Annotated in this window: 26 protein-coding genes and 1 tRNA gene; 6 read left to right on the top strand and 21 right to left on the bottom strand. The window is 61.0% G+C overall.

Going from position 1 to position 25,940, the window contains the following annotated elements; genetic code table 11:
* Positions 1–24: 24 nt before the first annotated feature.
* From RC54_RS08690 to RC54_RS08595, 20 genes are all read right to left on the bottom strand, one after another.
* On the bottom strand, positions 25–339 hold the full coding sequence (locus RC54_RS08690; RefSeq protein WP_058895017.1) for a DUF2818 family protein: 315 nt from the start codon (positions 337–339) through the stop codon (positions 25–27).
* Positions 340–351: 12 nt separating this feature from the next.
* Positions 352–1,860, bottom strand: coding sequence for an NADH-quinone oxidoreductase subunit NuoN (gene nuoN, locus RC54_RS08685; RefSeq protein WP_058895016.1), 1,509 nt, complete (start codon positions 1,858–1,860; stop codon positions 352–354).
* Positions 1,861–2,017: 157 nt separating this feature from the next.
* Entirely contained in the window at positions 2,018–3,508 is a 1,491-nt protein-coding gene (locus RC54_RS08680) for an NADH-quinone oxidoreductase subunit M (protein WP_058895015.1), read from the bottom strand.
* A 22-nt stretch (positions 3,509–3,530) separates the two neighbouring features.
* Positions 3,531–5,621: an NADH-quinone oxidoreductase subunit L gene (nuoL, locus tag RC54_RS08675; RefSeq protein ID WP_061789349.1), complete on the bottom strand. Its 2,091-nt coding sequence runs from the start codon at positions 5,619–5,621 to the stop codon at positions 3,531–3,533.
* 115 nt (positions 5,622–5,736) lie between these two features.
* Positions 5,737–6,045 carry an NADH-quinone oxidoreductase subunit NuoK gene (nuoK, locus tag RC54_RS08670; RefSeq protein WP_006712949.1) on the bottom strand — a complete coding sequence of 103 codons (309 nt, stop codon included), beginning with the start codon at positions 6,043–6,045 and terminating at the stop codon, positions 5,737–5,739.
* A gap of 18 nt (positions 6,046–6,063) precedes the next feature.
* Complete coding sequence (locus RC54_RS08665; RefSeq protein WP_061789350.1) at positions 6,064–6,723, bottom strand: NADH-quinone oxidoreductase subunit J; 660 nt, start codon at positions 6,721–6,723, stop codon at positions 6,064–6,066.
* Between the two features lie 143 nt (positions 6,724–6,866).
* Positions 6,867–7,355 (bottom strand): NADH-quinone oxidoreductase subunit NuoI, encoded by a 489-nt coding sequence (nuoI, locus tag RC54_RS08660; RefSeq protein ID WP_006712947.1) that lies wholly within the window; start codon positions 7,353–7,355, stop codon positions 6,867–6,869.
* Positions 7,356–7,376: 21 nt separating this feature from the next.
* Positions 7,377–8,447 (bottom strand): NADH-quinone oxidoreductase subunit NuoH, encoded by a 1,071-nt coding sequence (gene nuoH, locus RC54_RS08655; RefSeq protein ID WP_058895012.1) that lies wholly within the window; start codon positions 8,445–8,447, stop codon positions 7,377–7,379.
* 2 nt (positions 8,448–8,449) lie between these two features.
* Positions 8,450–10,768 carry an NADH-quinone oxidoreductase subunit NuoG gene (nuoG, locus tag RC54_RS08650; RefSeq protein WP_058895011.1) on the bottom strand — a complete coding sequence of 773 codons (2,319 nt, stop codon included), beginning with the start codon at positions 10,766–10,768 and terminating at the stop codon, positions 8,450–8,452.
* Between the two features lie 82 nt (positions 10,769–10,850).
* On the bottom strand, positions 10,851–12,146 hold the full coding sequence (gene nuoF / locus RC54_RS08645) for an NADH-quinone oxidoreductase subunit NuoF (RefSeq protein ID WP_058895010.1): 1,296 nt from the start codon (positions 12,144–12,146) through the stop codon (positions 10,851–10,853).
* A complete protein-coding gene (gene nuoE, locus RC54_RS08640; RefSeq protein WP_017450672.1) occupies positions 12,143–12,634 on the bottom strand; it encodes an NADH-quinone oxidoreductase subunit NuoE in 492 nt (163 codons plus the stop codon). The genes nuoF and nuoE overlap by 4 nt, the downstream gene beginning before the upstream one ends.
* An 89-nt stretch (positions 12,635–12,723) precedes the next feature.
* A complete protein-coding gene (locus RC54_RS08635; RefSeq protein WP_017450671.1) occupies positions 12,724–13,977 on the bottom strand; it encodes an NADH-quinone oxidoreductase subunit D in 1,254 nt (417 codons plus the stop codon).
* The gene (locus RC54_RS08630) at positions 13,977–14,573 is read right to left on the bottom strand and encodes an NADH-quinone oxidoreductase subunit C (RefSeq protein ID WP_061789351.1); all 597 of its coding nucleotides are present in this window, start codon (positions 14,571–14,573) and stop codon (positions 13,977–13,979) included. The genes RC54_RS08635 and RC54_RS08630 overlap by 1 nt, the downstream gene beginning before the upstream one ends.
* Before the next feature lie 9 nt (positions 14,574–14,582).
* The gene (locus RC54_RS08625; RefSeq protein ID WP_006712940.1) at positions 14,583–15,059 is read right to left on the bottom strand and encodes a NuoB/complex I 20 kDa subunit family protein; all 477 of its coding nucleotides are present in this window, start codon (positions 15,057–15,059) and stop codon (positions 14,583–14,585) included.
* Positions 15,060–15,062: 3 nt separating this feature from the next.
* Complete coding sequence (locus tag RC54_RS08620; protein ID WP_006712939.1) at positions 15,063–15,422, bottom strand: NADH-quinone oxidoreductase subunit A; 360 nt, start codon at positions 15,420–15,422, stop codon at positions 15,063–15,065.
* 119 nt (positions 15,423–15,541) lie between these two features.
* Positions 15,542–15,626, bottom strand: a tRNA-Leu gene (locus RC54_RS08615).
* 109 nt (positions 15,627–15,735) lie between these two features.
* Positions 15,736–16,110: a preprotein translocase subunit SecG gene (gene secG, locus RC54_RS08610; RefSeq protein WP_026051933.1), complete on the bottom strand. Its 375-nt coding sequence runs from the start codon at positions 16,108–16,110 to the stop codon at positions 15,736–15,738.
* Between the two features lie 80 nt (positions 16,111–16,190).
* The gene (tpiA, locus tag RC54_RS08605) at positions 16,191–16,937 is read right to left on the bottom strand and encodes a triose-phosphate isomerase (RefSeq protein ID WP_082803092.1); all 747 of its coding nucleotides are present in this window, start codon (positions 16,935–16,937) and stop codon (positions 16,191–16,193) included.
* 110 nt (positions 16,938–17,047) lie between these two features.
* Entirely contained in the window at positions 17,048–18,025 is a 978-nt protein-coding gene (locus RC54_RS08600) for an NAD(P)H-quinone oxidoreductase (protein ID WP_058895008.1), read from the bottom strand.
* A gap of 27 nt (positions 18,026–18,052) precedes the next feature.
* Complete coding sequence (locus tag RC54_RS08595; protein ID WP_231739046.1) at positions 18,053–18,625, bottom strand: winged helix DNA-binding protein; 573 nt, start codon at positions 18,623–18,625, stop codon at positions 18,053–18,055.
* Between the two features lie 200 nt (positions 18,626–18,825).
* Here RC54_RS08595 and pxpB point away from each other — a divergent pair, with 200 nt between their 5' ends.
* The 6 genes from pxpB to RC54_RS08565 all read left to right on the top strand — a co-directional run bounded on the left by pxpB (position 18,826) and on the right by RC54_RS08565 (position 24,333).
* Entirely contained in the window at positions 18,826–19,479 is a 654-nt protein-coding gene (gene pxpB, locus RC54_RS08590) for a 5-oxoprolinase subunit PxpB (RefSeq protein ID WP_058895007.1), read from the top strand.
* Positions 19,476–20,519, top strand: coding sequence for a 5-oxoprolinase subunit C family protein (locus tag RC54_RS08585; RefSeq protein ID WP_058895006.1), 1,044 nt, complete (start codon positions 19,476–19,478; stop codon positions 20,517–20,519). Before pxpB ends, RC54_RS08585 begins: the two co-directional genes overlap by 4 nt.
* 9 nt (positions 20,520–20,528) lie before the next feature.
* Positions 20,529–21,269, top strand: coding sequence for a 5-oxoprolinase subunit PxpA (gene pxpA / locus RC54_RS08580; RefSeq protein ID WP_061789353.1), 741 nt, complete (start codon positions 20,529–20,531; stop codon positions 21,267–21,269).
* Between the two features lie 259 nt (positions 21,270–21,528).
* Positions 21,529–22,257 (top strand): DUF969 domain-containing protein, encoded by a 729-nt coding sequence (locus tag RC54_RS08575; RefSeq protein ID WP_058895004.1) that lies wholly within the window; start codon positions 21,529–21,531, stop codon positions 22,255–22,257.
* Positions 22,254–23,240: a DUF979 domain-containing protein gene (locus RC54_RS08570; RefSeq protein WP_058895003.1), complete on the top strand. Its 987-nt coding sequence runs from the start codon at positions 22,254–22,256 to the stop codon at positions 23,238–23,240. Before RC54_RS08575 ends, RC54_RS08570 begins: the two co-directional genes overlap by 4 nt.
* Before the next feature lie 88 nt (positions 23,241–23,328).
* Positions 23,329–24,333: a DUF2891 domain-containing protein gene (locus RC54_RS08565; protein WP_061789354.1), complete on the top strand. Its 1,005-nt coding sequence runs from the start codon at positions 23,329–23,331 to the stop codon at positions 24,331–24,333.
* An 87-nt stretch (positions 24,334–24,420) separates the two neighbouring features.
* Here the strand turns inward: RC54_RS08565 and RC54_RS08560 are convergent, their stop codons facing one another.
* The gene (locus RC54_RS08560) at positions 24,421–25,713 is read right to left on the bottom strand and encodes an NAD(P)/FAD-dependent oxidoreductase (protein ID WP_061789355.1); all 1,293 of its coding nucleotides are present in this window, start codon (positions 25,711–25,713) and stop codon (positions 24,421–24,423) included.
* Positions 25,714–25,940: the final 227 nt, after the last annotated feature.

The following is a 25,940-nucleotide window of genomic DNA, read 5'->3' as shown; positions in this document are numbered from 1 at the left end:
AATCGACGCCTCATACTGGCAGGATCAGGCGTGTTGCTTGCGCAGATAGCGCATCACGTAGCCGGGATAGGCCAGCACCAGGAACAGACAGCCGGTGATGGCATAGAATTCCCAGCCCTGCGAAAAGAGGTTGCCGATGCCGGCTTCCAGCTGGCGCGCCACCAATCCGACCAAGAAATACAGGACCACCAGCTCCAGCAGGCGTACCCACACCGGCTTGACCCAGGCCGCATTCCGGCTTAACGGAATCAGGCCGAACAACTGCTGGTTGAAGAACGGCAAATTGGCCGCCAAGGCGGCCAACAGGATCACGATCCAGCTGAACAGGGAAACGTTCATTCCCCGGTTCCCTTACGACACGACCTTGCTGAGGAAGGTCGCCAGCGTGGTGACGATGGCATTGGTGCAGGCGTCCATCAGGTGACCCGGCCACAGGCCCAGGGCCACTGCGGCAATACCATTGAAGCTCAGTACGACGCGCATTTCGGGCGTGGCGACGATCTTGCTGGTGTCGGTCGGCTCATCGAAGTACATCACCTTGACCACGCGGATGTAGTAGAAGGCACCGATAAGCGAGAAGATCACGGCCAGCACCGGCAGCCAGAGCTGGCCGGTGGCCATGGCGGCCTGCAGCACCGACAACTTGGCATAGAAGCCCACCAGCGGAGGAATACCGGCCAGCGAGAACATCATGATCATCATCACGGCGGCAAACCAGGGGCTGCGCTGGTTGAGACCCTTGAAGTCGTCCAGGGTATCGGCTTCGAAGCCCGAGCGCGACAGCAGGATGATCACGCCGAAGCTGCCCAGGGTGGTGATCACGTAGGTGATGGCATAGAACAGCGAGGAGCTGTAGGCATTGACGGCCGAGAACAGGTTGCTGTCGATCACGCCCGACATCATGCCCAGCAGCATGAAGCCCATGTGGGAGATGGTCGAGTAAGCCAACATGCGCTTGATGTTGGTCTGCGCAATGGCGGTGACGTTACCCAGGATGATGGACAAGACGGCCAGCACCATGAGCATTTGCTGCCATTGCTCGGCCAGCGGCAACATGCCTTCGACCAGCAGGCGGAAGATGATAGCGAAGGCGGCCAGCTTCGGCGCGGCGCCCAGCAGCAGGGTCACCGGTGTGGGCGAACCCTGGTAGACGTCAGGCACCCACATGTGGAAGGGCACGGCACCCAGCTTGAAGGCCAGGCCAGCCACCACGAACACGATGCCGAACACCAGCGCCGTACGGTCGACGGTACCGGAGGCGATGGCGCGGAACACTTCGTTCAACTCCAGCGCGCCGCCGGTCGCACCATAGAGCATGGACATGCCATACAGCAGGAAGCCGGAAGCCAGCGCTCCCAGGATGAAGTACTTCATGCCGGCTTCGGTGGAAGCAGCGTGGTCACGACGCAGGGCCACCAGCGCATAGAGCGACAGCGACATCAATTCCAGACCCAGGTAGATGGACAGGAAGCTGTTGCCGGAAATCATGACCATCTGGCCCAGCAGGGCGAACAGTGCCAGGACGTAGTATTCGCCGCCCAGGGCGCCACCGGTGATGCCGCGTGCGGTGTTGTACTGGCGCGAGTAGATCAGCGTGACGCCGACGCCCAGGTAGGTGAACAGTTTCAACAGATTGGCCAGCGGGTCGGACACGAACATGTTGTTGAACGTGTAGACCGTGGCGCCGCTGTTGAGGTCACCAAAGGTCAATACCGCACACACCACCAGCGCCGCCAGCGACAGCAGATAGGTAATGACGCGCTTGGCTTCCGGCAGGAACATATCGATCAGCAGGATCGCGGAAGTCGCGATCAGCAGAAATATTTCCGGATAGACAGGGATCAGATTCATGTTATTCATTTAGTTACTACCGCTTGTGTTCGCCCGCTTGTGTCGCGACTTCGGTCGCGCCGCCCGACCGGCAATGCCACACCGGCTCGTCTCGTTACTCGTTGTTGCCCAGCTTCATTGTCGGCGGGACGCAAGCGCCCCGCCCTTCACATCCTTACTGCGCAGATCAGTTGATCTTGGAGACCGCCACGTGCTGCAACAGGTCGGTCACCGAGGTCTGGATACTGTCGGTGATGATGCCGGGATAGATACCCATGACCAGGGTAGCGATCGCCAGCAAGCCCAGGATCAGGAACTCGCGGGCATTCAGATCGACCAGCTCAGCCACGTGATGGTTGGCCACAGCGCCGAAGATGACGCGCTTGGCCAGCCACAGCGAGTAGGCCGCACCCCAGATCAGGGCGGTCGCCGCCAACAGGCCGATCCAGAAGTTGAACTTCACCGCGCCCAGGATCACCATGAATTCGCCGACGAAACCGGAAGTGGCCGGCAGGCCGCAGTTGGCCAGCGAGAACAGGATGAAGAAGAAGGCAAAGCGCGGCATCTTGTTGACCACACCGCCGTACTGGGCGATTTCACGGGTGTGCATCTGGTCGTACAGCACGCCGATACACATGAACATCGCGCCAGAGACGAAACCGTGCGAGATCATCTGCACGATGCCGCCCTGCAGGGCCATGTCGTTGAACATGAAGAAGCCCAGGGTGACGAAGCCCATGTGGGCGATCGACGAATAGGCGACCAGTTTCTTCATATCCTGTTGGACCAGGGCCACCAGACCGATGTAGATCACCGCCACCAGTGACAGGAAGATCATAAAGCCCGACAGCGCATGGCTGGCGTCAGGCAGGATCGGCAGCGAGAAGCGCAGGAAACCGTAGGCGCCCAGCTTCAACATGATCGCGGCCAGCACGATGGAGCCACCGGTGGGCGCCTGCACGTGGGCATCCGGCAGCCAGGTGTGCACCGGCCACATCGGCACCTTCACGGCGAAGGCGGCCAAGAAGGCGAAGAACAGGATCTTCTGTTCCAGCATCGACAGCGGCACCTGATGCCAGACCGGGATCTCGAAGCTGCCACCCGATACGTAGTACAGGTAGATCAGGGCGATCAACATCAAGAGCGAACCCAACAGGGTGTACAGGAACAGCTTGAAGGCTGCATAGACGCGGTTGTCGCCGCCCCAGACGCCCACGATGATGAACATCGGGATCAGGGTCGCTTCGAAGAAGGCATAGAACAGCATCGCGTCCAGTGCCGAGAAGACACCGACCATGATGCCCGAGAGGATCAGGAAGGCACCCATGTACTGGGCCACGCGCTTCTGGATCACCACCCAGCCGGCCAGCACCACGATGACCGTGATGAAAGCCGTCAGCGGCACGAACCACAGCGAGATGCCGTCCAGGCCAAGGAAGTAGCTGATGTTGAAGCGGTCGATCCAGGGGGTCTTCTCGACGAACTGGTAACCGTGCGCCAGCGGATCGAAATGCTGGATCAGAGGGAAAGTAACGACCAGGCCGACCAGCGAACCGAACAACGCCAGCCAGCGGGCCAGGCCCGGATTGCTGTCGCGGCCCAGTGCCAGGACGAGGATGCCGAAGACGATCGGTACCCAGATCGCGAGGCTCAAGATGGGAAATGTTGACTGCATCATGGTTGTTATTTACTCGGACAGCTTATTTGGCGAACGGGAACGGCATGAACCACACCAGGAAACCCAGCACCCCGATGATCATCACGAATGCATAGTGATAGATGTAACCGGACTGCCAGAGACGCGTGAACTTCGAGAACCAGCCGACGACCTTGGCACTGCCGTTGACGAACAAGCCATCGATGATGCCACGGTCGCCCACGATGGACAGTCCGTTGCCCAGCAGGCGGGCACCGCCGGCGAAGACCACTTCATTGAACTTGTCCATGTAGTACTTGTTGTCCAGGATGGTGTAGATGATGCTGAACTTTTCCTTGAACCAGGCCGGCACGCGCGGGTTGATCATGTAGCAGTAGTAGGCTACGACCACCCCGGCAATGGCCAGCCACAGCGGCGCAGTGGTGAAGGCGTGCAGCACCATGGCCAGCGGGCCGTGGTATTCGTGGGCCAGCTCTTCCATGACTTTGTGGTTTTCGCCGAAGAAGATCACGCCCTTGAAGAAGTCACCATACAGCATCGGCGAGATCGCAAAGAAACCGATGATGACCGAAGGAATAGCCAGCAGGATCAGCGGCAGGGTCACCACCAGCGGCGACTCGTGCGGCTTCTGCCCCGGAGCCAGACCGTGATGGTGCTCGTCATGGCCGTGGTCATCATGTGCATCGTGGCCATGATCGTCATGCACGCCGTGGGCGGCAGCCGGGGCGTGATGGTCGTCATGAGCGGGGGCCTGGCCGAAACGCTCCTTGCCATGGAAGACCATGAAGTACATGCGGAAAGAGTAGAAGGCGGTCACGAACACGCTGGCCAGCACCGCGAAGTAGGCAAAGCCCGAACCCGGCAGGTGCGACTCGGCAGCGGCTTCGATGATCGAATCTTTGGAGTAGAAGCCGGAGAAGAACGGGGTGCCGATCAGGGCCAGCGAACCCAGCAGCGAGGTGATCCAGGTGATGGGCATGTACTTGCGCAGGCCGCCCATGTTGCGCATGTCCTGGTCATGGTGCATACCGATGATGACCGAGCCGGCACCCAGGAACAGCAGCGCCTTGAAGAAGGCGTGGGTCATCAGGTGGAACACAGCCACCGAGTAGGCCGATGCACCCAGGGCGACGGTCATGTAACCCAGCTGCGACAGCGTGGAGTACGCCACCACGCGCTTGATGTCGTTCTGCATGGTGCCCAGGAAGCCCATGAACAGCGCCGTGATGGCACCGATCACCAGGATGAAGGACAGCGCGGTGTCGGACAGTTCGAACAGCGGCGACATGCGGGTGACCATGAAGATACCGGCCGTCACCATGGTGGCGGCGTGGATCAGCGCGGAGATCGGGGTCGGACCTTCCATCGAGTCCGGCAGCCAGACGTGCAGCGGGAACTGGGCCGACTTACCCATGGCGCCCACGAACAGGCAGATGCAGGCCACGGTCAGCAACATCCAGTCGGTACCCGGCAGGGTCAGTTGGACCAGCTCGGCGCGCTTGGCGAAGACTTCGCTGTAGTTCATCGAGCCGGCGTAGGCCAGCAGCAGACCGATACCCAGGATGAAGCCGAAGTCACCGACACGGTTGACCAGGAAGGCCTTCATGTTGGCCTTGATGGCGGTCGGTCGGGTGTACCAGAAACCGATCAGCAGGTAGGACACCAGGCCCACCGCTTCCCAGCCGAAGAACAGCTGCAGGAAGTTGTTGCTCATCACCAGCATGAGCATGGAGAAGGTGAACAGCGAGATGTAGGAGAAGAAGCGGTTGTAGCCCTCATCCTCAGCCATGTAGCCGATGGTGTAGATGTGGACCATCAGAGAGACGAAGGTCACCACGCACATCATCATCGCGGTCAGGCTGTCGACCATGAAGCCGATCTCCAGCTTGATGCCGGCCACCGTCATCCAGTTGTACAGCGTACCGTTGTAGGTGGCGCCGTCCAGCACTGCAAGCAGGGTCTGGATGGAGATGATGGCGGCGATCAGCACGCCCAGGATGGTCGCGGTATGCGACACCTTGCGGCCAACCACGTTGCCGAAGAATTTGGTACCCAACAGACCGGCGATGGCCGAGCCAGCCAGCGGCGCCAGAGGTACAGCAAGAAGAAGATGTGGGTTAAGTTGCCCAGCCATGATGAACCTTATCGCTTATTGGCTGCCCCGCTTGCACCATCTGCTGCAAGGGAGCCTCCCATCTTTAAATGAAATTCAAACCAGAACGCAAAAACAGGACACTGCGGATGCCGACTCAGCCCTTGAGGCTGTCGAGGTCTTCCACGTTGATGGTATCCAGGTTACGGAACAGCACCACCAGAATCGCCAGACCGATGGCGGACTCAGCCGCAGCCACGGTCAGGATGAAGAACACGAAGATCTGTCCGCCCGCGTCACCGAGGTAATGCGAGAAAGCAATGAAGTTCATGTTGACCGCAAGCAGCATCAGTTCGATGGCCATCAGCAGCACGATGATGTTCTTGCGGTTCAGGAAAATGCCGACGATCGAGATCGCGAACAGGATCGCACCGATGATCAGGTAGTGGGAGAGCGTGATTGCCATGATTCTTGATCGCCCTTCTTAAGATTGTTGACCAGCTGCCGGCTTGTCGGCCGCTGCTGCGGCGTCGGCGGGCTGCTCGTTGCGGGTGGATTCGGCCTTCATGCTGACCAAGCGCACGCGGTCCGATGCCTTGACCTTGACCGCCTGGGCTGGATCGAAGTACTTGCTGTCCTTACGGCGGCGCAATGTCAGCGCGACGGCGGCGACGATGGCCACCAGCAGGATCACGGCCGCGATTTCGAAACCGTACACGTATTCGGTGAAGATCAGCTTGCCCAGAGGCTTGGTCTGACCGATGGTATCGGACGCGGCCGGCACCTGCGATTCCGAGACCCAGAAGCTGCGCAACAGGACCGCGGCCATTTCCAGCACGATGATCACACCGATGGTAGCGGCCAGCGGGAAGTAACCCCAGAAGCCTTCGCGCAACTTGTCCATGTTGATATCGAGCATCATCACCACGAACAGGAATAGCACCATCACCGCGCCGACATAGACCAGCACCAGCACGATGGCCAGGAACTCGGCCTTGAGCAGCATCCACAGACCGGCTGCCGAGAAGAAGGACAGCACCAGGAACAGGGCCGCATGGACCGGGTTGCGGGCCGTGATGACGCGCAATGCAGCAATCACCAGGATCACCGAGAACGCGTAGAACAAGACAGTTTTAAATTCCATAATCAACCAGAAGTTGGTTCATTCAATCAGCACGGGGACCGCAAGCGCCGGTTATCCCATCGCAATACATCCCACACTTTCCTGCACGGCTTGCACTACCCTGCCGGCCTGCCTTGCATGGCAACGCAGCCCGGCAATACCGATTATCGGTAGGCAGCGTCGGCCGCGCGGGCTGCAGCGATTTCGTTTTCGTAACGATCACCCACTGCCAGCAGCATTTCCTTGGTGTAGTACAGGTCGCCCCGCTTTTCACCGTGGTACTCCAGGATGTGCGTTTCGACAATCGAATCGACCGGGCAGGACTCTTCGCAGAAACCGCAGAAGATGCACTTGGTCAGGTCGATGTCGTAGCGGCTGGTGCGACGGGTACCGTCGGCACGCTGCTCGGATTCGATGGTAATGGCCATCGCCGGGCAGACCGCTTCGCACAGCTTGCAGGCGATGCAGCGTTCTTCACCGTTGGGATAACGGCGCAGCGCGTGCAGACCGCGGAAACGCGGCGACATTGGCGTCTTTTCCTCTGGGAACTGCACGGTGATCTTGCGCTTGAACAGGTAGCGACCGGTCAGGGCCAGGCCCTTGAACAGTTCGCGGAGCATCAGGCTGCCGAAAAAATCCTTAATAGCTTCCATTTTTAGCCTCAGCCTTCCAACTTATTTCCAGATATTCCAGGGCGACTGGATCCAGATCGCCACGACCACCAGCCACACCAGGGTCAGCGGGATGAACACTTTCCAGCCCAGACGCATGATCTGGTCATAGCGATAGCGCGGGAACGATGCACGGATCCACACATACAGCGACAGGAAGAAGAAGGTCTTCAGGCCCAGCCAGATCCAACCCGGGATGAAGTCCAGCGCTGCCAGCGGTGCCGACCAGCCGCCGAAGAACAGCAGCGCGGTCAGGATCGAGATCAGGATCATCGCGGCATATTCGGCCAGGAAGAACATGGCGAAGGACATGCCCGAGTATTCGATCATGTGACCGGCCACGATTTCGGATTCACCTTCCACCACGTCGAACGGGTGACGGTTGGTCTCGGCCACGCCGGAGACGAAGTAGATCACGAACACCGGCAGCAGCGGCAGCCAGTTCCAGGACAGGAAGTTCAGGCCCATGCCGGCGAACTGGCCCTTGGTCTGGGCCATCACGATGTCGGTCATGTTCAGGCTGCCGGTGACCATCAGCACCACCACCAGGCAGAAGCCCATGGAGATTTCGTAGGACACCATCTGTGCCGAGGCGCGCATGGCACCCAGGAAGGCGTACTTCGAGTTGGAGGCCCAGCCGGCGATGATGATGCCGTAGACTTCCATCGAGGTGATGGCCATCAGGTACAGCAGACCGGCGTTGACGTTGGCCAGCACGTGTTCCGGCGAGAACGGCACCACCGCCCAGGCGGCCAGCGCCGGCATGATGGTCATCACGGGTGCCAGGTAGAACAGCGCCTTGTTGGCCTTGGATGGCGTGGAGATTTCCTTGAAGATCAGCTTGACGGCGTCAGCGATGGGCTGCAGCAGACCAGCCGGACCGACACGGTTGGGGCCCAGACGCACGTGCATCCAGCCGATCAGCTTGCGCTCCCAGTAGGTCATGTAGGCCACGCACACCAGCAGCGGCACCATCACCACCAGGATCTTGACCAGGGTCCACACCAGCGTGAACAGGGTCGGACCCAGCAGCGCCGGTCCCACGTTGTTGATTTGGGCGATCAGGTGATCCATTTTTACGCTTTCTCCACGACGATTGCGCCAAACATGCCGCCCAGTGCAGCGGTGGAGGCGTGCGCAGCAGCCACGCGAACCACGTTTTCCGGCAATTTCTTATCGATGGCGGCGGTCAGCGCAGCGCTGCCCGAGCCTTGCTTGACTGTGACCTGGTCGCCTTCGGCCACACCCAGTTGGGCAGCCAATGCCGCCGACAGCCATGCCTTGGGTGCCTGGCCGTCACGGGTTTCCAGAAGTGGCGGCGAACGACGAGCGATCGCGTCGGCGAAGTAGATGGGCACATCGGCCACACGCTCCAGCGAACCGGCCACAGCAGTGACAGTCTGGGCTTGCTGCGCCGCGGTGTTGTTCAGGCGGGCCGACAGGTCCACTTCCTTGCCCAGTAGCTCATCGCGGATGGATTCGGAAGTTTCGTAATCGAAGTTTTCCAGTTCCAGCAGGTTGCCCAGCACGCGCAGCACCTTCCAGCCCGGACGGGCATCGCCGGCCGGCTTGACGGTACCATTGAAGCTTTGCGCACGGCCTTCGGCATTGACGAAGGTACCCGAAGTTTCGGTGAAGGGAGCGATCGGCAGCAGCACGTCGGCGTAGTCGGCACCATGCTGGAAGGCCGACATCACCACGACCATGTCGGCCTGGTTCAGGGCAGCACGGGCCGCTTGCGGGTCGTAGCTGTCCAGTTCCGGTTCTGCGTTCAACAGCAGGTAAGCCTTGCGCGGCTGGGCAAAGACCGCCGCGGCCTTGCCCGGGGCCGGCACCGCGTTGGCCAGGTAAGCACCAACGGCATTGCCGCCTTCGGTCAGCACGCCCAGCTTGGCGCCGGTCTGTTCGGCAATCCACTGGGCGGCAACATGCAGTTGCGCAGCTTGCGGGTGCTGGACGGCCGCATTGCCAAGGAACACGCCCTTGGCGTCGCCCGACAGCAGGCTGGCAGCGGTGGCCTTGGCGGCCTCCGATGCGGCCACGCCAGCGTAGGCGGCGGGAGCAGCGATACCCTTGGCTTGGGCCACAGCCACGGCCACTTCGGCCAGTGCCGACAGCCATGCCGAGGGTGCGGCGATAATCTTGTTGGCGATCGGCATGAGCAGATCGTCGTCGGTGGCGTGCAGCACGCTGACCTTGGCGCCGCTCTTGGCGGACTGGCGCAGGCGGGCCGACAGCAACGGATGATCCTTACGCAGGAAGGAACCGATCACGAAGACGCGGTTCAACTGCGAGAATTCGACGATAGACATGCCCAGCCACGGCTTGATCTGACCATCCAGAGCGAAGTCCGATTGACGCAGACGGAAGTCGACGTTCTCCGAACCGACACCGCGCACGACCTTCTGCAGCAGGTTCAGTTCTTCCAGCGTCGAGTACGGCGTACCCAGCGCGGCGATAGCATCGGCACCGTGTTCGTGGCGGATGTTGCGCAGGCCATGGGCGACGTATTCCAGGGCGGTCTGCCAGTCCACTTCCTGCCACTTGCCGTCTTGCTTCAACATCGGCTTGGTCAGGCGCTCGGCGCTGTTGAGCGCTTCGTAGGCGAAACGGTCCTTGTCGGAGATCCAGCACTCGTTGACTTCTTCGTTTTCGAAGGGCAGCACGCGCATGACCTTGCCATTCTTGACCTGCACGATCAGGTTGGCGCCAACGCTATCGTGCGGGCTCACCGACTTGCGGCGCGACAGTTCCCAGGTACGGGCGCTGTAGCGGAACGGCTTGGAGGTCAGCGCTCCGACCGGGCACAGGTCGATCATGTTGCCCGACAGTTCGGAGTCCACGGTCTTGCCGACGAAGGTGGTGATCTCGGAATGTTCACCGCGGCCCAACATGCCCAGCTCCATCACGCCGGCCACTTCCTGGCCGAAGCGCACGCAACGGGTGCAGTGGATGCAGCGATTCATTTCCTTCATGGAGATCAGCGGACCGACGTCCTTGGGCTCCACGACACGCTTTTCTTCCTCATAGCGCGAGGTCGAACCGCCGTAACCGACGGCCAGATCCTGCAGCTGGCACTCACCACCCTGGTCGCAGATAGGGCAATCCAGCGGGTGGTTGATCAGGAGGAATTCCATCACGCCCTTCTGGGCCTTGACGGCCTTGTCGCTGGCGGTGCGCACGATCATGCCGTTGTTGACCGGCGTGGCGCAGGCAGGCAGCGGCTTCGGGGCCTTTTCGACCTCGACCAGGCACATGCGGCAGTTGGCCGCGATGGACAGTTTCTTGTGATAGCAGAAGTGAGGGATGTACGTGCCGATCTTGTTGGCAGCGTCCATGACCATGCTGCCTTCCTGCACTTCAACCTTCTTGCCGTCTATTTCGATTTCAACCATGGCTGTTTGCCCAAGCTAAATATTCTTGCCAACAATACCGGTGGAAGGCTTATTCCATTCCACCTGGCATCCCCTGCCCTGTTCAGATGTATGCCGGAACCAGGCAGTGTTTGTGCTCGATGTGGTATTCGAACTCTTCGCGGAAATTCTTCACGAACGCGCGTACCGGCATGGCCGCCGCATCACCCAGCGCACAGATGGTGCGGCCCTGGATGTTGTCGGCCACCGAGTTCAACACGTCCAGATCTTCCATCTTGCCGTGACCGTTTTCGATGCGATTGACCAAGCGGTACATCCAGCCGGTGCCTTCGCGGCACGGCGTGCACTGGCCGCAGGATTCTTCATGATAGAAGTAGGACAGGCGCAGCAACGACTTGACCATGCAACGGGTTTCATCCATCACGGTCACCGCGCCCGAACCCAGCATCGAGCCCGCCTTGGCGATGGCGTCGTAGTCCATGGTGGTATCCATCATGACCTCGCCACGGATCACCGGAGCGGACGAACCACCCGGGATGACGGCCTTGATCTTCTTGCCGCCACGCATTCCACCTGCCAGTTCCAGCAGGGTGGAGAACGGCGTACCCAGCGGAATCTCGTAGTTACCCGGACGCTCGACGTCGCCCGAGACCGAGAAGATCTTGGTGCCACCGTTGTTGGGCTTGCCCATCTCGGCGTAGGCCTGCGGACCCACCTTGAAGATGAAGGGCACGGCCGCGAAGGTCTCGGTGTTATTGATGGTGGTCGGCTTGCCGTACAAGCCGAAGCTGGCCGGGAACGGCGGCTTGAAGCGCGGCTGGCCCTTCTTGCCTTCCAGCGACTCCAAGAGCGCGGTTTCTTCGCCGCAGATGTAGGCGCCATAACCATGGTGCGCGTGCAACTGGAAGCTGAAGTCGGTACCCAGGATGTTGTCGCCCAGGAAGCCGGCCGCACGGGCTTCTTCCAGTGCCTCTTCGAAGCGCAGGTACTCGGCGAAGATTTCGCCGTGGATGTAGTTGTAACCGACCGTGATGCCCATCGCATAGCCGCCGATGATCATGCCTTCGATCAGCGAGTGCGGATTGTAACGAATGATGTCACGGTCCTTGAATGTACCCGGCTCACCTTCATCTGTATTGCAGACGAGGTACTTCTGACCCGGGAACTGTCGCGGCATGAAGCTCCACTTCAGACCGGTGGGGAAACCCGCACCGCCGCGGCCACGCAGGCCCGAGGCCTTGAGGTCGGCGATGACTTGTTCCGGAGTGATCTTTTCGTTGAGGATGCGCTTGAGCGACTCGTAGCCGCCGCGCTTGACGTAATCCTCAAGGTGCCAGTTCTCGCCATTCAAGTCGGCGAGGATCAGCGGTTTGATGTGGCGGTCGTGCAGGCAGGTCATTTCTTCAGTTCCTCCAGCAGCGCGTCGATCTTTTCGTTGGACATCCAGCTGCACATTTGATGGTTGTTGACCAGCATGACCGGTGCGTCGCCGCAAGCGCCCATGCATTCGCCTTCCATCAGCGTGAACTGGCCATCGGCCGTGGTCTCGCGATAATCGATGCCCAGCTTGTGTTTGAGGTGATGGGCGGCACGTTCGCCACCCGACAGCAGGCACGGCAGGTTGGTGCACACGGTGATCTTGTGCTTGCCCACCGGGCTGGTGTTGAACATGTTGTAGAAGGTCGCCACTTCCTGCACGGCCACAGCGGGCATACCGATATAGTCGGCCACCTCCTGCTGCAGCTCGGCCGGCAACCAGCCGTGCTCTACCTGGGCGATGCGCAGTGCGGCCATGACCGCAGACTGGCGCTGGTCCGCCGGATACTTCGCGAGTTCGCGATCGATTTTCTTAAGGGCTTCTTGACTTAACAGCATATCGTTGGCCATCCATGCGCATCAGTGCTGCGCGGTTATTGGATATTCCCCAAACCTGACGGGCTTCTCATCGAAGCCCGCCTTGACTCTTACTCTTCGACTTATCGGTCGATTTCCCCGAACACGATGTCTTGCGTACCGATGATGGTGACCGCGTCGGCAATCATGTGACCCTTGGCCATTTCGTTCAAGGCTTGCAGGTGGGCAAAGCCCGGGGCGCGGATCTTCAGGCGGTACGGCTTGTTGGCACCGTCGGAGACCAGGTAGATACCGAACTCACCCTTCGGATGTTCGACGGCGGCATACGCTTCGCCGGCAGGCACGCGGAAGCCTTCGGTAAACAGCTTGAAGTGGTGAATCAGGTCTTCCATGTTGGACTTCATGTCCGCACGTTTCGGAGGCGCAATCTTGTGGTTGTCAGTGATGACCGGACCCGGATTGTTGCGCAGCCATTCCACGCACTGCTTGATGATGCGGTTGGACTGACGCATCTCGGCCACGCGCACCAGGTAACGGTCGTAGCAGTCGCCGTTCTTGCCGATGGGGATGTCGAAGTCCAGCAGGTCATACACTTCATACGGCTGCTTCTTGCGCAAGTCCCAGGCGATGCCCGAGCCACGCAGCATGGGACCGGTGAAGCCCATCTGCAATGCACGTTCCGGCGAGACCACGCCCACCCCTACCAGACGCTGCTTCCAGATACGATTATCGGTCAGCAAGGTTTCGTATTCGTCGACATAGGTCGGGAAACGGTTGGTGAAGTCTTCGATGAAGTCCAGCAGCGAACCCTGACGGTTTTCGTTCAGTTCGCGAATGGCCTTCTCGTTGCGCACGATCGATGCCTTGTACTGCGGCATGGTATCGGGCAGGTCGCGATAGACGCCACCCGGACGATAGTAGGCCGCGTGCATACGGGCGCCGGAGACGGCTTCGTAGCAGTCGAACAGGTCTTCACGTTCGCGGAAGGCATACAGCAGCACGCCCATCGCACCCACGTCCAGCGCGTGTGCACCGATCCACATCAGGTGATTCAGCAGACGGGTGATTTCATCGAACATCACGCGGATGTACTGCGCACGCAGCGGCACTTCGATGCCCAGCAGACGCTCGATGGCCATCACGTAACCGTGCTCGTTGCACATCATCGAGACGTAATCCAGGCGATCCATGTAGGGCACGGACTGCAGGAAGGTCTTCTGCTCGGCCAGCTTTTCGGTGGCACGGTGCAAGAGGCCGATGTGGGGGTCGGCACGCTGGATGACTTCACCGTCCAGCTCCAGCACCAGACGCAGCACACCGTGTGCGGCCGGGTGCTGGGGACCGAAGTTGAGCGTATAGTTTTTGATCTCTGCCATTATTTGATCCCGTAGTTTTCTTCACGAATGATGCGCGGGGTGATTTCGCGCGGCTCGATCGTTACGGGTTGATAGATGACGCGTTTCTGTTCGGCGTCGTAACGCATTTCGACATAGCCGGACACCGGGAAGTCCTTGCGGAACGGGTGGCCGATGAAGCCATAGTCGGTCAGGATGCGGCGCAGGTCGGGGTGACCGTCGAAGAGGATGCCGTAGAAGTCAAACGCTTCACGCTCATACCAGCCAGCCGAATTCCAGATCGGATCGACCGAGGCCACGATGGGCAGATCATCATCCGGCGCAAACACGCGCACACGCACACGCCAGTTGTGCGAGATCGACATCAGATGCGACACCACAGCAAAGCGCGGACCTTCCCAGACGCCATCGCCGTAGGTGGAGTAGTCCACGCCGCACAGGTCGATCAATTGTTCGAAACGGGTGTCGGCATGGTCGCGCAGCACGCGCATGGCCGACAGGTAGTCAGCGGCCTTGACCACCACGGTGACTTCACCGAGGGCCACGGTCAGGTTTTGAAGATACCCTCCAAGCGCATTACGCAGGGCGGCTTCGAGAGTTTCCAATTTTGTCGTCATACTGCCCTCTTAGCGCGCGATGGTGTTGGTGCGCTTGATCTTGTTCTGCAGCTGAATCACGCCGTACAGCAGCGCTTCAGCCGTCGGCGGGCAACCCGGCACATACACGTCCACCGGCACGATGCGATCGCAACCGCGCACCACCGAGTACGAATAGTGATAGTAGCCACCACCATTGGCACAGGAGCCCATGGAAATCACCCAGCGCGGTTCCGGCATCTGGTCGTAGACCTTGCGCAGAGCCGGCGCCATCTTGTTGCACAGGGTGCCGGCCACGATCATCAGGTCGGACTGGCGCGGCGACGGACGGAACACCGCACCGAAGCGGTCCAGGTCGTAACGCGACGCACCGACGTGCATCATCTCAACTGCGCAGCAGGCCAGACCGAAGGTCATGGGCCACAGGGATCCGGTACGGGTCCAGTTGATTACCTTATCCAGCGAGGTGGTAACAAACCCCTCATTCAATACGCCTTCAATAGACATGGCTTACTCCCAATCCAGGGCACCCTTTTTCCAGATGTACCAAAATCCGACAACAAATTCAGCGATGAAGACCATCATCGTGACGAAACCTTGCCAGCCCAGCTCACGCATGGACACGCCCCAAGGGAAGAAGAAGGCGGTTTCCAGATCAAACAGGATGAACAGGATGGCGATCAGGTAGTAGCGCACATCGAACTTCATGCGCGCATCTTCGAATGCTTCAAAACCGCATTCGTAAGGAGAAGTTTTTTGAGCGTCCGGCTTGTGCGGACCGAGAAGACGACCTAGGAGCTGGGGAGCGACACCGACACCGATGCCAACAAGGATGAAGAGAAGGACTGGGAAGTAATTTTCGAGGTTCACGATTGGCCGCTATGCGTTGGTTTATCGATGGGAATGATTCTCAATATCAATCAGAAACTTCCTCGACAAAAAGCCAGCTCAGGCACTAGGACCTTCGCTGGCTTTTCATTTCATTTCTATGGTGCCGACGACGAGACTCGAACTCGTACAGCTTTCGCCACTACCCCCTCAAGATAGCGTGTCTACCAATTTCACCACGTCGGCCTGAGACTGCTATTGTACCTTCATTTGTTACTCTTGTTCAATGCACAATCAGCGAAAAAGAAAGATTCTTACTACTTTATTCTTCGATTATTTCAAATTCCGCAAAGGCTTATTTCGGAATCTGGCTGGACTGGTCGCCCGGCTTGGCCGCCTCGGTCGGCGCAGCTGGTGCCGCAGGGGCTGCCTGCTGAGCCGGAACGGCCGGCGCCTGCAGATTATCCATCACGCCACCGCTTTGCGAGACGTGGTGGTTGCCGATAAAAGTCAGTCCCAGGGTGGCAACGAAGAAGATGCCTGCAGCCACGGCGGTCGACTTCGACAGGAAGTTCGAGGAGCCGGTGGCACCGAAGAGGCTGCCGGAAGCACCAGAGCCAAAAGCCGCACCCATATCAGCGCCTTTACCGTGCTGCAACAACACCAGGCCGATGATCGCCAGCGCCGCCAGCACCTGAACTACAACCACAACAAAAAACAAAGTATTCATTTAAACAAGTCCACTCTTGATGTTTCAACCGCCTGCCGCCGAAGTATGGCTTCGACAACTGACAAACCCCTTACTTCACTTCAGGCCGCCTTGATGATGGCCAGGAAATCTTCTGCCTTCAATGCCGCGCCGCCGATCAGGCCGCCATCGATGTCGGCCATGGCCAGCAGTTGCTGCGCATTGTCCGGCTTCATGCTGCCGCCGTACAGGATGCGCACCTTGGCCGCCGCTTCCGCACTCTTGGCACCCAGGCGCGCGCGCAGCATCGCGTGCACTTCCTGCGCCATCTCGGGCGTGGCGGTCTTGCCGGTGCCAATCGCCCAGACCGGCTCGTAGGCCACGACGATACGCGCTGCGTCCTCGTTCGACAGGGCCGTCAATACCACGTCCAGCTGACCGCCGACGATTTCATTGGTCTGGCCGGCTTCGCGCTGCTCCAGCGTTTCCCCCACGCAGACCACCGGCACCAGGCCAGCCTTCAATGCCGTCACCGTCTTGGCCGCCACCGCCGCGTCGGACTCGCCATGATAGGCGCGACGCTCGGAGTGACCGAGGATGACGTAATGCACACCGAACTCCTGCAGCATCGCTGCCGACACCTCGCCGGTGTACGCACCCGCAGCGTGTGCGGACATATCCTGCGCTCCCAGCGCCACCGGAGAACCCGCCACTGCGCCCTGCACTTGCGCCAGGTAAGGCGCCGGCACACACACGGCCACGTCGCACACCTCGGCCGGCAGGCCTTCTTTGATGCCGGCCACCAAGGCCGCATTGGCAGCCAGGCTGCCATTCATTTTCCAGTTACCGGCTACGAGTTTGCGACGCATAGGCTGAGTTCTACGAGATGGGTGTCAATTTGGATAACCTCGTATTGTAGCCGGTTGGCGCAAAGACGGTCAAACCGGACCGTCCGCCCTCACCGGCCAAGCCCACGACCTCACAGTTCCAGCATGATCTTGCCGATGTGGGCACTCGACTCCATCATGGCGTGCGCCTGGGCTGCCTGCTCCAGCGGGAAGCGCTGGTGGATCACCGGCTTGATCTGGCCGGCTTCGATCAGCGGCCAGACATGCTGGCGCAGCTTGGCGGCAATGGCCGCCTTGAAGGCCACCGGACGCGGACGCAAGGTCGAGCCGGTAATGGTCAGGCGGCGCCGCATCACCTGCCCCATGTCGAGCTGCCCCTTGCTGCCGCCCAGTTGCGCGATGAACACCAGGCGACCATCATCGGCCAGCGCCTTGATCTCGCGCGGCAGGTAGTCGCCGCCCACCATATCCAGGATCACATCCACCCCGCGGCCATCGGTCAATTCCTTGACCACCGCCTCGAAATCCTCGGTCTTGTAGTTGATGGCCCGCTCGGCGCCCAGCTCTTCACAGGCGCGGCACTTCTCAGCGCTGCCCGCCGTGGCGAAGACGCGATGCCCCAACGCGCGGGCGATCTGGATGGCGGTCACGCCGATGCCGGAAGAGCCACCTTGCACCAGTAAGGTTTCTTCACCTGACAACTGACCACGGTCGAAGACATTGCTCCACACCGTGAAGTAATTTTCCGGCAGCGCCGCCGCTTCCAGCGCACTCAAGCCCTTGGGAACCGGCAAGCATTGCGCCAGCGGCGCCGCGCAGAATTCTGCATATCCGCCTCCCTGCACCAGTGCGCAGACCAGGTCGCCCAGTTGGAAGCCACTCTCACCCAGCTCACCGGCCACGATCTCACCGGCCACTTCCAGGCCCGGCAAGTCGGAGGCGCCGGGCGGCACCGGATAGTTGCCGGTGCGCTGAAACACATCCGGGCGGTTCACCCCAGCCGCATGGACCTTGATGAGTACCTCACCGGACTTCAACGCCGGCACCGGGCGCTCACAGGCCTGCAAGACCTCGGGACCGCCAAATTCCTTGATTTCGATTGCACGCATATGTCCTATCCTTCATTCAGATTGACCTTAAAGCGAAGCCGCCGCCCGCGCTGCCGTGTCATACAGCCCGGAGGCATTGCGCAGCAATTGCGCCGCTTCGCCAATGGCCTGATTGGGGATACCGCTCTCGACCTGGACCTCGATGAGGCAGCGCTCGCGCACCTCGCGATACTTCATGCACAGCGCCTGCCCTTCAGCAGTGGTCGAGAACAGCAGTTCCTTGCCGGCCTTCTCGCTCTTGACGTAACCAGCCTTGACCAGCTTCTTCAAGGCATAGGTGACCACGTGGGTATCCTCGACGTTCAACACGAAACAGATATCGGCCAGTTTTTTCTTGCGCTCGCGATGATTGACGTGATGCAACAGCGACACCTCGATGGCCGTCATGTCCTTGGCGCCGGCCGCCGCCATGCAGCGCACCATCCAGCGGTTGAAGGCATTGCTGGCCATGATGAGCGCGTATTCGAGCTCGGAGAGCTCGGCACTGCGCTCGGACACCAGATGCTGGGAAGACACGATCTTGGTCGGACGCGGAACCCTCACGGCATCTTGCACATCAGGCTGGAGCGGGGTGGACGTCTCGTTGTTCTCTTGGCTCATGGGAAGCAGATAAGTCAGGGCGGCAGAATGGCCACACTATAGCGTAAAGACCAAATAAATAATTTATCGACATATTGTTTATATTTTCTTTGAAATGTAATATCCGCAAAAAAGCAGGGCATCACCGGACGCACCTTGCCCCCACCGACCATCTCGGCAGCAGCGGCGGGTTCTCAACCACATCAGGCAAAGCGAGACACATGCAGCCACCTCACCTCCACCCGCTGGGCGATCGCGCGCTGCTGTGCAGCCTGCCGGCCCCGGCCACCCTGCCGCAACAGCAACGCATCTGGGCCCTGGCCGAACTGGCCGGCAGTTGGGACGAAGTCAGCGAAGTCGTGCCCGGCATGAACAACCTGACCCTCATCACCAAACGCCCGGTGCTCGACCTGGACAGCCTGGCCCAGCGCATCACCAAGACCTGGCCCAAGCTCAGCGGCGAGCGCAGCACCGGCCGCACCGTCGAGATTCCGGTGGTCTATGGCGGTGCGGCCGGCCCCGACCTGGAGCATGTGGCGCGCCACACCGGCCTGTCGGTCGATGAAGTGATCGAGCGCCACAGCGGTGCCGACTACGTGGTCTATTTCATCGGCTTTCTGCCCGGCTTCGCCTACCTGGGCGGGCTTGACGCCAGCCTGGCCACGCCGCGCCACACCACTCCGCGCGTGAGCATCCCGGCCGGCTCGGTGGGCATCGGTGGCGAGCAGACCGGCATCTACCCCATGGCCTCGCCGGGAGGCTGGCAATTGATCGGTCGCACCTCGCTGTGCTTGTTCAATCCCGACCAGGAAGCGCCGACGCTGCTGCGTCCCGGCGACCGGGTACGTTTTACCGTGGAGCGCGTGGCCTCATGATAGAAATCCTCCAACCCGGCATGTTGGCCTCGGTACAGGACATGGGCCGCTACGGCCATCGCAGCCAGGGCATCCATCCCGGTGGCGCACTCAATACCCTGGCCTTGGCCAGTGCCAATCTGCTGGTCGGCAATCCGATCGAGGCCGCCGGCCTTGAAATCACCATGGGCGTGGCCGAACTGCGCTTCACCCGGGCCACCCGCATCGCGCTGGGCGGCGACGACATCGGCGCCACCCTCGACGGCCAGCCCATCGCGGCCTGCTGGAGCGTACCGGTCCAGGCCGGCAGCGTGCTCAAGCTCAGTCCGAGCGCTGCCGACTCACTCAACTCCCCCGACCAGGCGCCACGCCACAGTATGCGCACCTACCTGGCCGTGGCCGGGGGCATTGATGTTCCCCTGGTGCTGGGCTCGCGCAGCACGGATCTGAAGGCCGGCTTCGGCGGCCTTCAGGGACGCCCGCTCAAACGCGGTGACAAGCTCCCCATCGGCGACGCGCAAGCCGCCTCCGAGGCCGTACATGGCCCGGCCTTCGGGGTGCGCTCGCCACGCTGGAGCGGTCTGGCGCTGCGTGCCGATGAGCACAGCCAGCACGTCACCCTGCGCGTACTGCCCGGCCCCGAGTTCGAGCAATTCAGCAAGGCCTCCCGCGAGGCATTGTGGTCCGATACCTGGCGCGTCACGCCCAACAGCAACCGCATGGGCTATCGCCTGCAAGGACCGGAACTCAAGCGCAAGCACAGCCGCGACATGCTCTCGCACGGCGTGGTGCCGGGCGTGATCCAGGTACCGCCTTCCGGCCAGCCCATCATCCTGATGGGCGATGCCCAGACCACCGGCGGCTATCCCAAGATCGGCGTAGTCATCGGTGCCGACCTGTGGAAGCTGGCGCAAGCGCCACTGAATGCCACACTGCGCCTGGAACCCTGCGAACTGGCCGACGCCCTGGCCGCCGCCGAGGAACAGCAACGCTATCTCGACGCCATCCGCGCCACGGTCGCCGCACTGGACTGGTCGCGCGCCACGCTCTACAAGAAATAAGGGAACGCCATGCATATCGACCTCAATGCCGATCTCGGCGAAGGCTGCGACACCGATGAACAACTGCTGACCCTGGTCAGCTCGGCCAACATCGCCTGCGGCTGGCACGCGGGCGATGCCAACACCATGCGCCGCAGCGTGCGCTGGGCGATCCAGAACCACGTGGCCATCGGCGCCCATCCCAGCTTTCCCGACCGCGAGAATTTCGGCCGCAGCGCCATGCAGTTGCCGCCCGAGGAAATCGTCAGCGGCATGTTGTATCAACTGGGCGCGCTGCAAGCCATCGTGCGCGCCGAAGGCGGTCGCATGACCCACGTCAAGCCGCACGGCGCGCTCTACAACCAGGCCGCCAAGGATGCGGTGCTGGCCAATGCGATCTGCGCGGCCATCCGCACCTTCAATCCCGAGTTGAGCCTGTATGGCCTGGCCGGCAGCGAACTGATCGCCGCCGCCCGTCATGCCGATCTCAATGCCGTGGAAGAAGTCTTCGCCGATCGCGCCTACGAGGCCGATGGCAGCCTGGTCGCCCGCAGCAAGCCGGGCGCCATGATCGAGAACGACCAGGATGCCATCGCCCAGACCCTCATGCTGGTCAAGCAAAAGAAGGTCAAGGCCATCGACGGCAGTATCGTCAGCGTCAATGCGCAGACCGTCTGCCTGCACGGAGATGGACCACATGCACTGGATTTTGCGCGCCAGATTCGTGCACGCCTGCACGCGCAGCAGATTGCCGTGCGCGCGGCGATATGAAGGTTTTTTCCGCGTGCTGCGCGCCGTCGCACTGGGCGGGATGTTGCGCAACGCGTCCTGATTCAAGGTAGTCGCAAGCTGTAGTTTCGTTCCAAGAGCAATAAGAAAAGTCGCCGCAATGAGGCCCGTGAGGTCGCAGGAAAAGTCACGTCCATACACCCCGCAAAGGCAGTCTGGATAAGGCTTTCCACGACATTGGTGGCACGGACCTTGCACACCGGCGATGGGATTTTCTTCTCATTCACATAGGGAGTTTTACATGGAGAGTACGACACTGTTACCACTGATCGGGATACCGATCGTCGTGGCCGGTTTTGCCTTGCGTTTCAATCCGCTGCTGGTGGTCACGGTGGCCGGTCTGACCACCGGCCTCTCAGTGGGCATGGATTTCGGCATGTTGCTGGAAACCTTCGGCGAGAAGTTCGTCAACAGCCGTTCGCTGGCGACCTTCCTGCTGATCCTGCCCATCATCGGCCTGCTCGAACACTACGGTCTGAAGGAACGCGCCCAGGCCTGGATTTCCAGCATCGCCAGCGCAACCTCGGCGCGCATCCTGATGCTCTACTTCATCCTGCGTGAAGGCACCGCGGCACTGGGCCTGATCTATCTCGGTGGCCAGGCGCAGACCGTGCGTCCGCTGCTGGCCCCGATGGCCGAAGGCGCGGCGGTGAGCACCTATGGCGAAGACCTGCCGCAACACATCCGCGACAAGATCAAAGCCCATGCCGCCGCCTGCGACAACATCGCCGTATTCTTCGGCGAAGACATCTTCATCGCCTTCGGCGCCGTGCTGTTGATGGATGCCTTCCTCAAGGAAAACGGCATCAGCAACATCGAACCGCTGCACATCGGCCTGTGGGCCATCCCCACTGCGCTGTCGGCACTGGTGATCCACATGTTCCGTCTGACCCGCCTGGACGCGTCCATCCGCCGCGACGTCGATGCGTGGAAAACCACCCAATCCGCTGCCGCCAAGGTGTCCGCATGAATACGCTCATTTCCATCAACCGCATCTACTACCTCATCGGCATCATCGTCATGATGCTCACCGTGATGACCCTGCGCGACAAGGGCAACCCCAAGCGCCTCACCACGGCCCTGTTCTGGTTCCTCTTCGGTGCCGTGTTCCTGTTCGGCGACCTGCTGGTGGAGCAGCTCGGTAAGTCCATGGCCCACCGCATCATCGGCGGCACCGTCATCATCATTTCCCTGATCGCCGGCACCGGGATGCTCTCCATGGGCAGCTATGCCACCTCCACTCAGGACGAGCGCGTGGCTTCCTCCAAACGCCTGGGCAATTGGCTGTTCTTCCCGGCGGTGCTGATCCCGGTCATCACGGTGGCCTGTACCGTGCTGCTCAAGGGCGTCTCGGTGGGCGGCATGATGCTGCTGGACCAGAAGCAACTGACGCTGGCAGCCCTGTGCGTAGCCTGTGTGTGTGCGCTCATCGCCGGCTGCGTGCTGACCCGTGGTACGCCCTTGCAGGCAGTGCGCCAGTCGCGTCGCCTGGTGGACTCGATCGGCTGGGCGGCAATCCTGCCGCTGATGCTGGCCATGCTGGGCGGCGTGTTCGTGGCCGCCAAGACCGGCAACTCGGTGCAACACGTGGTGAGCCTGTTCGTCAATCCGGACAACCGTTTCCTGGTGGTGGTGATCTATTGCGTGGGCATGGCGCTCTTTACCATGGTGATGGGCAACGCCTTTGCCGCCTTCCCGGTGATGAGTGCGGGCATCGCCCTGCCCTTCCTGATCCTGGGCCATCACGCCGATCCGGCGCCGCTGGTGTCCATCGGCATGTACTCCGGCTATTGCGGCACGCTGATGACGCCGATGGCGGCCAACTACAACATCGTGCCGGCCGCGCTGCTGGAACTGAAGAACAAGTACCAGGTCATCAAGGTGCAGATTCCTACCGCCTTGACGCTGCTGGCGGTCAACGTATTGCTGATGTACTTCCTCGCCTTCCGCTGATCGTTGCACCACATCGCGCCACCCCGGACGTGGCACGCGCCGCCATGCTGCTGACCACGTCCGCCTTACCTCATTTCAAGGAGTCTCCATGCAACTGACCATCGAACGGGCCGAAGCCTTTGCCCGCATGCCGCTGACCTACCTGCGCCAGGAATATCCCAACCACATCATGCACCTGCTCAACGGCCCCGAGGATGTGCTCTCGCCGCGCGCTATGCATCCGGTGTTCTATGGTTGCTATGACTGGCATTCGGCGGTGCATGGATATTGGCTGCTGCTGCGTTGCCTGCGCCTGTATCCCGGGCTCCCCGCTGCCGATGAGATCACTGCCCTCTTCGATGAGCATTTCACGCCCGAGCTGATGGAGCGCGAGACCGATTATTTCCGCGCTCCCAATCGCGCTCCTTTCGAACGTCCTTACGGCTTCGCCTGGTTGTTGGCCCTGGACCAGGAATTGCTGGTATCGGCCCATCCGCAAGCGCGCCAATGGCACACTGCGATGCAGCCGCTGACCACCGAAATCCGCCGTCGTCTGCTGGACTACCTGTCCAAGCTCAGCTATCCGATCCGCGTCGGCGCACACTTCAACACCGCGTTTTCCCTGGCGCTGTCGCTGGACTATGCACACCACGTCCAAGACAGCGAACTGGAAAGCGTGATCATCGACTGGTCGCAGCGCCACTATGGCGCCGACACTGACTATCCGGTCCAGTACGAACCGGGTGGCGACGAATTCATCTCCGGCGCATTGACCGAAGCGCTACTGATGAGCAAGGTGATGAATGCCGAGGCGTTCCCGGCCTGGTTCGATCAATACCTGCCGCGCGTGGCCGAGGTCGCGCAACTGATGCAACCAGCCCACGTCTCGGACCCGACCGATCCCAAGGTAGCCCACCTGGATGGCTTGAACCTGTCGCGCGCCTGGTGCATGAAGCAAGTGCTCAGACATCTGTCCACCCAGCATCCGGCACGCGCCGCCCTGGAGGCATCGGCCCAGCGCCACATTGCCGCCTCCCTCGACCAGGTGGTCGGCAGCCACTACAGCGGCGGCCATTGGCTGGCCACGTTCGCCGTGCTTGCACTGGAAGACTGAACACCACAACAGGCACTCCGAGAAGGACAAAGCCCTCGCCTGCGACAACGCAAGCGAGGGCTTTCTGCCAGAGGGCACAAGCAAGAACTACTGCGCCACTTCCTTGTTCGCTGGCACCTGTTCCAGCGACGTCGGCATGGTCGTCGAGATCACCCGCGCACTGCGCTTGAAGGTGAAGTAAGCCCAAGCCCAGTCGGCCATCACCATGATGCGGTTACGGAATCCGATCAGGAAATACACGTGCACGAACAGCCAGAACAGCCACGCCGGGTAGCCCGAGAACTTGAGCTTGCCCACCATGGCGATGGCGGCACGGCGCCCGATGGTAGCCAGCGATCCGTAATCCTTGTAGACGAAGGCTTCTGCTGCCTGGCCTGCAATGTGATGCTTGATGTTGCGCGCCGCCACTCGGCCCATCTGCTTGGCGGCAGGTGACACGCCCGGTACCGGCTTGCCTTCCGATTGTGCGGCCGCCAGGTCGCCGATCACGAACACTTCCTCGTGGTCACCAATACAGAGCGTCGGCGTGACCGGTACACGACCAGCACGGTCTACCGGTACACCCAGCTTCTTGCCCAACGGCGAAGCCGCTACACCTGCCGACCAGATCACGGTGCGCGTAGCCAGGCTCTGCTCGCCATCGAAATTGGCATAGCGCACGCAGGTTTCGTCGATGTGCACCACGCGGCAGCCGGTGCGCACGTCCACGCCGAGCTTGTGCAATTGTTCGCGCGCCTTCTCGGACAGATCCTCGGGATAAGCACCCAGCACGCGCTCCGAACCTTCCACCAGCACCACCCGCGCCGAATGCGGATCGATGTTGCGGAACTCGCCCGACAAGGTATGCCGCGCAATTTCCACCAGCGTGCCGGCCATCTCCACGCCGGTGGCGCCGCCGCCGATGACGGTGAAGGTCAGCCATTCTTGGCGGCGCCGTGCATCGGTCTCGCGCTCGGCGTGCTCGAAGGCCATCAGGATGCGTTTGCGGATCTCGAAGGCGTCTTCCAGGGTCTTCAGGCCAGGGGCCAGCTCGCTCCACTCATCACGACCGAAATAGCTGTGGGTGGAACCCGCGGCCACGATCAGATAGTCATAACCGAGCACGCTGCCGTCTTCGAGGGTGACGGATTTGCCGGCGGTATCGATTTCGGTGACGGCGGCCATCAGGGTGGTGAGATTACGCTGCTGCGCCAGGATGGCGCGAATCGGCGCACTGATGGCCGGGGCCGACAGCCCGGCCGTGGCCACCTGGTAGAGCAGCGGCTGGAACAGGTGGTGGTTGCTGCGATCGATCATGGTGATGCGCACCTCGGCATTGGCCAGTTCGCGCGCCGCAGCCAGACCGCCGAATCCACAACCGATGATGATGACGTGGGGCATTGCCTTCCTTTCAAAAGTAATCTGTTGTTCTGTCCGTGCAAACCGGCAGCCCTGAGGTGACCCGATTGCATAGCTGTCCCCTACTCTCTATTCGGATATGCCTGCATGGCAGTAACGCGCCTCCCCTGATGAGCGCGGCACGCCGGAAGCTTGATGTCCCTCAATGCAGACCGACAGAATCGCATACTTTTGGTTCGAAATCACTTGGGCAGATTGTCCGGTCTGAG

This window comes from Herbaspirillum rubrisubalbicans, assembly GCF_003719195.1.
GTDB lineage: Bacteria > Pseudomonadota > Gammaproteobacteria > Burkholderiales > Burkholderiaceae_D > Herbaspirillum > Herbaspirillum rubrisubalbicans.
Note: the sequence above shows the minus strand (reverse complement) of the source record. Positions and strands in the feature narration are given on the sequence as shown.

What these genes read in the sequence shown, in the direction of transcription:
- RC54_RS08690 (WP_058895017.1), bottom strand. Translation starts at nt 339, where the DNA reads ATGAACGTTTCCCTGTTCAGCTGGATCGTGATCCTGTTGGCCGCCTTG.
- nuoN (WP_058895016.1), bottom strand. Translation starts at nt 1,860, where the DNA reads ATGAATAACATGAATCTGATCCCTGTCTATCCGGAAATATTTCTGCTG.
- RC54_RS08680 (WP_058895015.1), bottom strand. Translation starts at nt 3,508, where the DNA reads ATGATGCAGTCAACATTTCCCATCTTGAGCCTCGCGATCTGGGTACCG.
- nuoL (WP_061789349.1), bottom strand. Translation starts at nt 5,621, where the DNA reads ATGGCTGGGCAACTTAACCCACATCTTCTTCTTGCTGTACCTCTGGCG.
- nuoK (WP_006712949.1), bottom strand. Translation starts at nt 6,045, where the DNA reads ATGGCAATCACGCTCTCCCACTACCTGATCATCGGTGCGATCCTGTTC.
- RC54_RS08665 (WP_061789350.1), bottom strand. Translation starts at nt 6,723, where the DNA reads ATGGAATTTAAAACTGTCTTGTTCTACGCGTTCTCGGTGATCCTGGTG.
- nuoI (WP_006712947.1), bottom strand. Translation starts at nt 7,355, where the DNA reads ATGGAAGCTATTAAGGATTTTTTCGGCAGCCTGATGCTCCGCGAACTG.
- nuoH (WP_058895012.1), bottom strand. Translation starts at nt 8,447, where the DNA reads ATGGATCACCTGATCGCCCAAATCAACAACGTGGGACCGGCGCTGCTG.
- nuoG (WP_058895011.1), bottom strand. Translation starts at nt 10,768, where the DNA reads ATGGTTGAAATCGAAATAGACGGCAAGAAGGTTGAAGTGCAGGAAGGC.
- nuoF (WP_058895010.1), bottom strand. Translation starts at nt 12,146, where the DNA reads ATGACCTGCCTGCACGACCGCCACATCAAACCGCTGATCCTCGCCGAC.
- nuoE (WP_017450672.1), bottom strand. Translation starts at nt 12,634, where the DNA reads ATGGCCAACGATATGCTGTTAAGTCAAGAAGCCCTTAAGAAAATCGAT.
- RC54_RS08635 (WP_017450671.1), bottom strand. Translation starts at nt 13,977, where the DNA reads ATGGCAGAGATCAAAAACTATACGCTCAACTTCGGTCCCCAGCACCCG.
- RC54_RS08630 (WP_061789351.1), bottom strand. Translation starts at nt 14,573, where the DNA reads ATGACGACAAAATTGGAAACTCTCGAAGCCGCCCTGCGTAATGCGCTT.
- RC54_RS08625 (WP_006712940.1), bottom strand. Translation starts at nt 15,059, where the DNA reads ATGTCTATTGAAGGCGTATTGAATGAGGGGTTTGTTACCACCTCGCTG.
- secG (WP_026051933.1), bottom strand. Translation starts at nt 16,110, where the DNA reads ATGAATACTTTGTTTTTTGTTGTGGTTGTAGTTCAGGTGCTGGCGGCG.
- tpiA (WP_082803092.1), bottom strand. Translation starts at nt 16,937, where the DNA reads ATGCGTCGCAAACTCGTAGCCGGTAACTGGAAAATGAATGGCAGCCTG.
- RC54_RS08600 (WP_058895008.1), bottom strand. Translation starts at nt 18,025, where the DNA reads ATGCGTGCAATCGAAATCAAGGAATTTGGCGGTCCCGAGGTCTTGCAG.
- RC54_RS08595 (WP_231739046.1), bottom strand. Translation starts at nt 18,625, where the DNA reads ATGAGCCAAGAGAACAACGAGACGTCCACCCCGCTCCAGCCTGATGTG.
- pxpB (WP_058895007.1), top strand. Translation starts at nt 18,826, where the DNA reads ATGCAGCCACCTCACCTCCACCCGCTGGGCGATCGCGCGCTGCTGTGC.
- RC54_RS08585 (WP_058895006.1), top strand. Translation starts at nt 19,476, where the DNA reads ATGATAGAAATCCTCCAACCCGGCATGTTGGCCTCGGTACAGGACATG.
- pxpA (WP_061789353.1), top strand. Translation starts at nt 20,529, where the DNA reads ATGCATATCGACCTCAATGCCGATCTCGGCGAAGGCTGCGACACCGAT.
- RC54_RS08575 (WP_058895004.1), top strand. Translation starts at nt 21,529, where the DNA reads ATGGAGAGTACGACACTGTTACCACTGATCGGGATACCGATCGTCGTG.
- RC54_RS08570 (WP_058895003.1), top strand. Translation starts at nt 22,254, where the DNA reads ATGAATACGCTCATTTCCATCAACCGCATCTACTACCTCATCGGCATC.
- RC54_RS08565 (WP_061789354.1), top strand. Translation starts at nt 23,329, where the DNA reads ATGCAACTGACCATCGAACGGGCCGAAGCCTTTGCCCGCATGCCGCTG.
- RC54_RS08560 (WP_061789355.1), bottom strand. Translation starts at nt 25,713, where the DNA reads ATGCCCCACGTCATCATCATCGGTTGTGGATTCGGCGGTCTGGCTGCG.